This is a genomic window from Yersinia artesiana, assembly GCF_902726545.1.
Taxonomy (GTDB): domain Bacteria; phylum Pseudomonadota; class Gammaproteobacteria; order Enterobacterales; family Enterobacteriaceae; genus Yersinia; species Yersinia artesiana.
Genome location: NZ_CACVAD010000034.1, coordinates 41,126 through 48,999 on the forward strand (window position 1 = coordinate 41,126; position 7,874 = coordinate 48,999).

The window sequence follows — 7,874 nt, forward strand, 5'->3', positions numbered from 1 at the left end:
CCCTATTTATAAACCAATTCAATGCCGGCAGTAGTTCTAACCTGCCCTGGGGTTACCGTATTCGTACCTTTTGCATAATAACCCGCTAAAAAATAGTGGGTGACATCTTCACCTGAACTGGAAATAACATATTCCTGAACACTATTTTCATCGCCAACTACCATTTGTTGCCCTGTAGCTTTACTTAATCTTATTTGCGCATTTTGGCTAAAATCATCAGCCACTTCATTTTGTAAATTTCCGGTTGTTGCATCCGGTACCGTGCCACCTGCGCCAATAAAACGTAATGATACTGTCCTATTTACCGGACATAGTTTCAGCGCAATTTGAAATTGCTGTTTACCGACTTCTGCTCCATCTGTTTTTAATAGGCTGGTCGACAAAGTTGGTAATAAAACTGACTCTGAAGCTGAACCATCATTAATACTGACTTCACAGGTATCTTCCAGATACTCGCCAATAAATGAAACCTGAACCTTACAATCTGTCGCTCCTGCACATGAACTGGCTGCTTGAGCAGGCTGGCGCACGATAAAAACGGTGGTCAGTAACAGCACAAACGAGACAAGTTTCAGTACAACATTACTTTTTAACCACGAAGACATATCACCTCCAACTGTTTTATTTGCGTGCTTTCTGTCTTCGCTACCGCATTCGCTTCCGTGCCTGAATGAATTTGGCATTTATCTTTGCCACCATTCTGGGTGGCATGCAGTGGTTGTTGTCCTGGAACCCAACCACGAACAAATGCCATTCCACCCTGTCCGACAATTCCCTGACTCACCCCATCTGCATCCAATAACTCCGTACCGATAGGAATAAATTCTTTATTTTCATCCCGGACGATCAATATCATTGCTGCACCGGTGATGGTCTTCATATTGACCGGAATCATTGCCCCGGTTCTCGGTATCACCGTTTTCTGGTTCTCAAGTACATCTACCGAGTCAGGTAAGTTGTTATAATCAATCGCAATACTGTTTTCACGATACGGGGTCAGTGATGGCATGATGGCGTAACCACGACTATCAATTTTCGCCCCTCGACCATTAAATAACTTGGCCCCTTCCGCTCCATCAGCATGGACGATGGCAAATGGAGCATCGCCAAGTCGTGGGCCGATAGTGATGCCGCCCTGATGCGCCACCAGACTTCCGTTTGCCGAAGCCGAAAGTTGCTTCGAGGCATTATTATTGGCTGATGCCGTCATACCGTATTGGCCAACTGGGGTCTGGTAATTTAGATTACCTGTCACCGTTTTGGCTGCAGAGCTTTCACTACGGCTGGCATACGATGTCCCGACACCATACGTCAACTCACTCTGATCTCCCCTGCTGCCATTCGCATTCATCTGCATGATTGAGTTCCCTGAATCATCATGACTAACCATGGAATACAGCGAGCTAAACAGGGGGCGATTTGTCCCGCTGCGACCAAGAGGGATACTGACGGCCAGCATGTAACTATTTTCATTCTCTCGGCTGTAGCCAGTACCACTGTCATTACTGTCATTGCTATTCATGGTGCGCAGTGCCGTTACCGCATAAGAGAAGTAGCGTAACGAATGGTTAAATGTGACGGCATACTGCTTTGATGTGTCCTGCTGTCCCCAGTAGCTATAAAAACTGCTGTTCAGGTTAAGCGACATATTGTCAGCTACACGCTGGGAAACACTGAGCGACAAACGGTTGCGCGTTCTGAAATCAAAATAATCGTTCTCACTTTTAGCGCCATAGTGAACCAGGCTGGCTTCTCTGAAAGTGTAAAATCCACGAGAAGAATATCGATACGCCGCTAAGGTCAGGTTGGTATCGGTTTCTCCAACGTATTTGGTATAGTCAATTTTGTAACTGTTACCCGATGAGCGTTGATCGTCTTCCAATTCACTTCTCGCGTGGGTGACATCCATAGAGATGCCCCCGATTGGCGTATTGAATGCATTCCCAATCCCCACCGAACTGTAATTCTCTGCCAGTTGCGCCCCGCTATATAGCGTATAGGTGTTGCCTAAACCATAGTGATAGGCCCCCTGTACGATGGTCGGATTGGCACTTACCATGCTGTCATTAAGCTGCCCGGCTGCGATATTGAACTGCGATACCCCGCGATAAAGCAGCATCGGCGGCGCTGAAAATGGGATCCTTTGCGTACGGGTTCGGCCATCAGACTCCGTGACGGTCATCTGCAAATCACCGCCGTACGCCATAGTACCGATATCAGCCAATTCAAAAGCACCCGGCGTTACCACCGTTTCATACACCGTCTGACCGCGCTGCGTCACCGTCACCCGGGCGTTGGTTTCTGCCACCCCGCGCACGACAGGAGAGTAGTTTCGTACCCCTTCAGCTAACATGCGGTTATCTGACGCCAACTGCACACCGCGCAGCCCGTAGCTGTCGAATAAATTCCCGTTGGTATCGCTGTCACCCACAGTTAATTGACTTTTCAACGAAGTAATATCCGTTGCCGCATAACCGTACAGGTTTTGGGTATGCGCACCGTCACTATTCGTCCAACTGGTATTCAAGCGTTTTCGTAAGCGCCACTCTCCAATATTCACACCGGTAATTAAGCCAATATTTCCATAGTAAGAATTGGATGATGCATTGTTATCATTCTGTCCGTTAAAAACGCTATAAATATTGCTGTTATAATCCAGGAAACCGACCGGCTTCCCGGAGTCCCATAAACTCGCGTTAATATATCCGCGAGGATGCTGCACTAAATTAAACTGCGGCACCGTGATTGAAAGTTCAAAGTCACCGGAATTATAACGGGTGCTACTATCTTTAATTAAATCACTTAACCTGTAGCATTGATCTTTTGCAGCCGCCTTGACACCTTCTGATAATTTAGTCGTGCCATTAAATTCAATTCTCAACCCCAGAGCATCAAGCTGATCCAATGTGAAACAGGGTTCAGCCGTTGACTCGCCGTTATATAACTCAAAGCGAATATTATGTTTACCGCTCAGCTTGCCGTTAACGATAACCATGACATCATAACGGCCTGGCGCAACGGGGTTTTCTTTTACATACCGTGAAACATCAACAGATGAACCACGAATAAACGCCGGATTAAACTCAACTTCTGTGGCTTCAGCATTCGTATTTGTGTTTGTGTTCGTTAGTAATGCTGCTGTCACATTTTTATTTATTAAAAAAGCCGAACTTATAACGGTAATCGTGAAACCCAAGGATGCTTTACAGGGCAAATTAACCAATCTATTAATTTTATTTTCTATGCTGCGCGTTATACATAAATGGTTCACGATCAGAAACTCCCTTTAATACCGTCCTTTTGGTGAAAGCCTAGGATTAATCCTGTCCTAAACTAATATCCCTGCGACCACTTAATTATCATTGCTTTTTAACTAACACCCCTTTCCCTTGGGTAAATAACACGTTCTCTTCGACGGGTGCGCCATAATCATTTAACACTTTGTAATTCAGCGCTGAGATCCCTGATATTTTATTTTTTGGATAAAAGGTCAAGGTTGATAAAGGCGCTAACATTTCCGAATTTAGGTCGACTTTCTTCCCATTGGCCGTTACCACGGCATTATCAAAGGAGAAATAATAAGGCGTTGGGTTTGTGACTTTCACACCCTGACCTTTTTGGCTGTCGCTCGCTAATTCCCATTGCAGTTTTTCTCTTTGTTCAGAACTACTGCTGTCTAACGCGGTTGGGCGGTAGAAAATCTTAATTCGGGTACGAAAAGCCAGTTCAAGTTTATTCTTATCGCTGCTGTCTTTTTGTACACTAGGTATTTCCAGCATGTTAAACCAGAATACGGATTCTTTATCCTGGGGTAATGCCATGCCGTTATAAATCATCCGTACACTTTGCCCTTTTCCCGCCTCAACACGAAATACGGGTGGTGTGACCATAAAAGGAATAGCGACATTATTAATATTGGCATTACTCTTTCCATCGTCGACCCAAACTTGAACTAAAGCTGGCTGCGTGCCTTTATTGTTAGTACGCACGCTGACTTCCTTTTGCGCTGCCGGAAATATCACACGAGTGCCACTAATCGTCATAGACGCATATGCCGGGATACTGCTGGCTATCAATGACGATACTAAAATAATTGTTTTATAGAACATCACGCTACCAAATAATAATGCTTTGAATGAGCAAACTTGTCTTTATAACAGCTTACTGCCAGTGCTCTTATCTGCCTGTACAGCAAGCTGTTATCACTTGCTGGTATGTGGCGCTAATCAACCGCGATCACAAACCTATCGTTCAATGCAGGACTTAGTTATAAGCCAGTACGTATTGAACCTGAGCAGTCACGTCACCTGGGGTCGTTGCCGCAGTTGCGTAGTAACCACCGGCGTATGACAGGCTCACGGTACCTTTAGGATCTGCGCCAGTACCTGGGATGACATCAAACTTAGAACCGGTATCACCTACACGGATTTGAGCGTTGTCAGCAATGTCATACAGACGAACTTCAACCTTGCCCGCTGGAGTTGCAGTGCTGGAGTTGTTGGTCAGGTTACCAGTAACTGGGTTTGCGCCGGTGCTGTTGATAGCTTCAAAGTGAGCAGCAACTTTAGTAATTTCGGTCGGGCAGTTAATGACATCAATAACGAAGCTGGTAGAGCCTGCTTCTTGACCGGCGGTCTTCAGGTTCTGAGTAGAAAGCGTTGGCAAGGTGACTTGCACATCTTTACTCGCAGGTGTCACTTCACAAGTTTCGTTGATCAGTTTACCGTTGAAGGTCACAGTACCGTCAGTCGCGGCAAAAGCAGTTGCTGAAGCTACAGACAGTGCCAGTGCACATACCGCTAGATTTACTTTACGCATAACTTTCATCCTTTAGTTTACTTTCCAATTAAATTATTTTTTAAATAAAGCACATACATAGTTAACATCCGCATAAGCAGATACGCCCTATTCTTTTTTGCCTTTCATTTTGACAAGAAACAGCAAATTCCTTTTTGAGATAAACTATCCAACAGACAACATTAAACTTGATGTCTTTTGTTATTTATCTTTTTCATTCTGCACAGAAGTCGTAAACTTATTTTCAACTTTATCGACGAACACAATCTGATTAGGTATTGCGTCGTGGTCACGTAAAATAAATTTGCCAATTTCAGGTGTAATATTCTGTTCAATATAACGAATAAGCATACGGGCGCCGGTTTCTGCTACTGAGCAGCGGCTAACTACATCGTCAACGACCACATCACTGTATTGCAATGTCAATTGATGCTGAGACTGCAAACGCTGGCCGATACGATCTAAATGTAAGCGAACAATATGCTGCAATGCGCTCTGTTGTAGCGGCAAATAAGGGATCACTGTGACGCGTCCCAAAAATGCAGCAGGGAATACTTTCAACAATTCAGGTTGCAGCGCACCTAATATTCCATCTTGATCGGGAGCAGTATCTGGATCAGCGAATAAGTTACTTAATAATTCGCTACCCACATTGCTGGTTAACAGCAAAATAGTGTTTTTAAAATCAATAAACCGCCCTTCGCCATCTTCCATCTGGCCTTTATCAAATACCTGGAAGAACAGTTCATGGACATCTGAATGTGCTTTTTCAATTTCATCTAATAGCACGACACTATAAGGTTTACGCCGTACCGCTTCGGTTAATACACCACCTTCACCATACCCCACGTAGCCCGGAGGCGAGCCTTTTAATGAGGAAACCGTGTGCGACTCCTGGTATTCACTCATATTAATGGTGATAAGGTTTTGCTCACCACCATACATACTTTCCGCAATGGCCAATGCCGTTTCTGTTTTACCCACACCGGAAGGGCCAACCAACATAAAGACACCCAGCGGTTTTCTTGGGTCTGCCATCCCCGCTCGCGCAGTCATAATATTTTCGCTCAACTGGACTAACGCATGCGGCTGACCAATCACTCGCTCTTCGAGACGTTGCGGCAGCTCCATCACAGCACGAATATCGTCTTTGAGCATCTGCCCGACTTGAATCCCGGTCCAATCCGCAACTATGTTGGCGATTACTGTTGCATTGACCTCAGCTTGTACCAATGGCTGTGCACTGCGAATAAGCAATAGTTGCTCTTCCAGTTGCGCCAGTTGCTGCTGATACTGCTGGCGTTCTTCTTCATCAGGCGTGGGTTGCGACACCAGTTCATACAGCGCCGTTCGCGTAGCCGTAATGGCAGCGACCAATTCACGCTCTGCCTGCCAACGTTGTTCAAGTTTGTTTGCCGCTTCCGAGTGCTGAGTAATCGTGGCTTCTAACAGTGCTGCGCGCTCGTCCTGCCCTTTGCCGAAATATCGGGCTTTTTCCAGCGATGACAACTCGGTTTGCGCGGTTTCACTCTGGAAAGTCAATTTCTGCAATTCTGCCGGTTGTGAGAATTGTGCGACGGCAACCCGTGCACAAGCGGTGTCAAGCAGGCTGATCGCTTTATCCGGCAACTGGCGCGCAGGAATATAACGATGCGATAACCGCACCGCAGCTTGCAAGGCTTCATCCATGATCCATACCCCGTGGTGCTTTTCTAACGCTGGAGTCAATCCACGCAGCATCGAAATGGCCGTCTCTTCATCAGGTTCATCGACCTGAAGCACCTGAAAACGACGAGTTAGCGCCGGATCTTTTTCAATATGGCGTTTAAATTCGCTCCAGGTTGTCGCACCAATGGTGCGCAACTGACCCCGCGCCAGTGCTGGTTTGAGTAAGTTAGCCGCATCACCAGTTCCTGCATTCCCCCCTGCGCCGACCAGAGTGTGTACTTCATCAATAAACAGGATGACTGGCGTTGGTGAAGCCATGGCTTCATCTAAAACATTCTTCAGACGCGCTTCAAACTCACCTTTCATACTGGCACCCGCCGAAAGCGCCACCACATCGAGGGTTAACAGGCTCACCTGACTCAGTGCAGGTGGCATTTCACCCGCTGCAATAGCCAGCGCCAAACCTTCAACTACGGCTGTTTTACCTACGCCAGCTTCACCAGTGAGCAACGGGTTGTTTTGTCGACGGCGCAGTAAAATATCCACCATCGTACTGATTTCATGGTTGCGCCCCAGTACCGGGTCTATCTTGCCTTCACGAGCTAATGCCGTCAGATCCGTGGTGTACTGCGCCAGTGTCGCGGTACTTTTACCGTTAATGGCATGGCTGGCTTCGCCCGGTAATGCGCCGTCATACATTGGGCTACCATCGGTGGCTGCTTCATTACTTTCCGGTGATGCCTGTGTAATAAAGTTAAAATCGCTGCTCAAATGTTCCAGTGGAATTTTTTCCATTTCTGGAGCAATAGCCAACAGTGCCCGGCGCAATTCCATATTGGTTAGCATTGCCAACAATAAATGTCCGCTGCGAATACGGGTATCTAAACACTCCAGGCTGGCGTAGACCCATGCCCGTTCGATGGCTAATTCTATATGGTATGAAAAATCTGAAATACTGGTCGCACCGACGGGCAAACGGGCAAGTGCTTGAGCCAGGCCACGTTCAAAAGCATCTACGTCGACAGCAAAATAGCGAACAATATGTTTAAGATCGTTATCTTCTTGATGCCAAAGTTGGTTCACCCAATGAATCAACTCGACATAAGGGTTGCCACGCAATTTACAAATCGTCGTGGCACTTTCAATACCTTTGAAAAGAGTGGCATCCAGTTTGCCGAAAAGATTTTTCCTTGTAATAGCCACGTTATTTATCCTGGTCTTTTTAACTGTATTCACACCTGCATGTATTTATATCTACATGTGTATATCAGCTTATATGTTTATGCGTATTTGCGGAGCATCGCGAGGTCATTATTATTACGCCACGAACTTTTCTGGGCCTAAGAGTAAAGGGGTAAAATAAAAAACGAAAGTATATTTATTCGATATTCGTCATTTTAAGATTTTTG

At 45.9% G+C, this 7,874-nt stretch carries 5 protein-coding genes; all 5 read right to left on the minus strand.

Annotated elements, in window-relative coordinates:
- Positions 1-2: 2 nt before the first annotated feature.
- Positions 3-605 (minus strand): fimbrial protein, encoded by a 603-nt coding sequence (locus tag HU019_RS12980; RefSeq protein ID WP_174847304.1) that lies wholly within the window; start codon positions 603-605, stop codon positions 3-5.
- On the minus strand, positions 590-3,145 hold the full coding sequence (locus tag HU019_RS12985; RefSeq protein ID WP_407083951.1) for a fimbria/pilus outer membrane usher protein: 2,556 nt from the start codon (positions 3,143-3,145) through the stop codon (positions 590-592). Before HU019_RS12985 ends, HU019_RS12980 begins: the two co-directional genes overlap by 16 nt.
- Before the next feature lie 214 nt (positions 3,146-3,359).
- The gene (locus HU019_RS12990) at positions 3,360-4,109 is read right to left on the minus strand and encodes a fimbrial biogenesis chaperone (protein ID WP_174847306.1); all 750 of its coding nucleotides are present in this window, start codon (positions 4,107-4,109) and stop codon (positions 3,360-3,362) included.
- A gap of 154 nt (positions 4,110-4,263) precedes the next feature.
- Positions 4,264-4,827 carry a fimbrial protein gene (locus HU019_RS12995; RefSeq protein WP_455570229.1) on the minus strand — a complete coding sequence of 188 codons (564 nt, stop codon included), beginning with the start codon at positions 4,825-4,827 and terminating at the stop codon, positions 4,264-4,266.
- Positions 4,828-4,998: 171 nt separating this feature from the next.
- Positions 4,999-7,668: a type VI secretion system ATPase TssH gene (gene tssH, locus HU019_RS13000; RefSeq protein WP_174847308.1), complete on the minus strand. Its 2,670-nt coding sequence runs from the start codon at positions 7,666-7,668 to the stop codon at positions 4,999-5,001.
- Positions 7,669-7,874: the final 206 nt, after the last annotated feature.

Excerpts from the sequence above, each read along its gene's own strand:
- HU019_RS12990 (WP_174847306.1), bottom strand. The coding sequence starts at position 4,109 with ATGTTCTATAAAACAATTATTTTAGTATCGTCATTGATAGCCAGCAGT.
- HU019_RS12995 (WP_455570229.1), bottom strand. The coding sequence starts at position 4,827 with ATGAAAGTTATGCGTAAAGTAAATCTAGCGGTATGTGCACTGGCACTG.
- HU019_RS12980 (WP_174847304.1), bottom strand. The coding sequence starts at position 605 with ATGTCTTCGTGGTTAAAAAGTAATGTTGTACTGAAACTTGTCTCGTTT.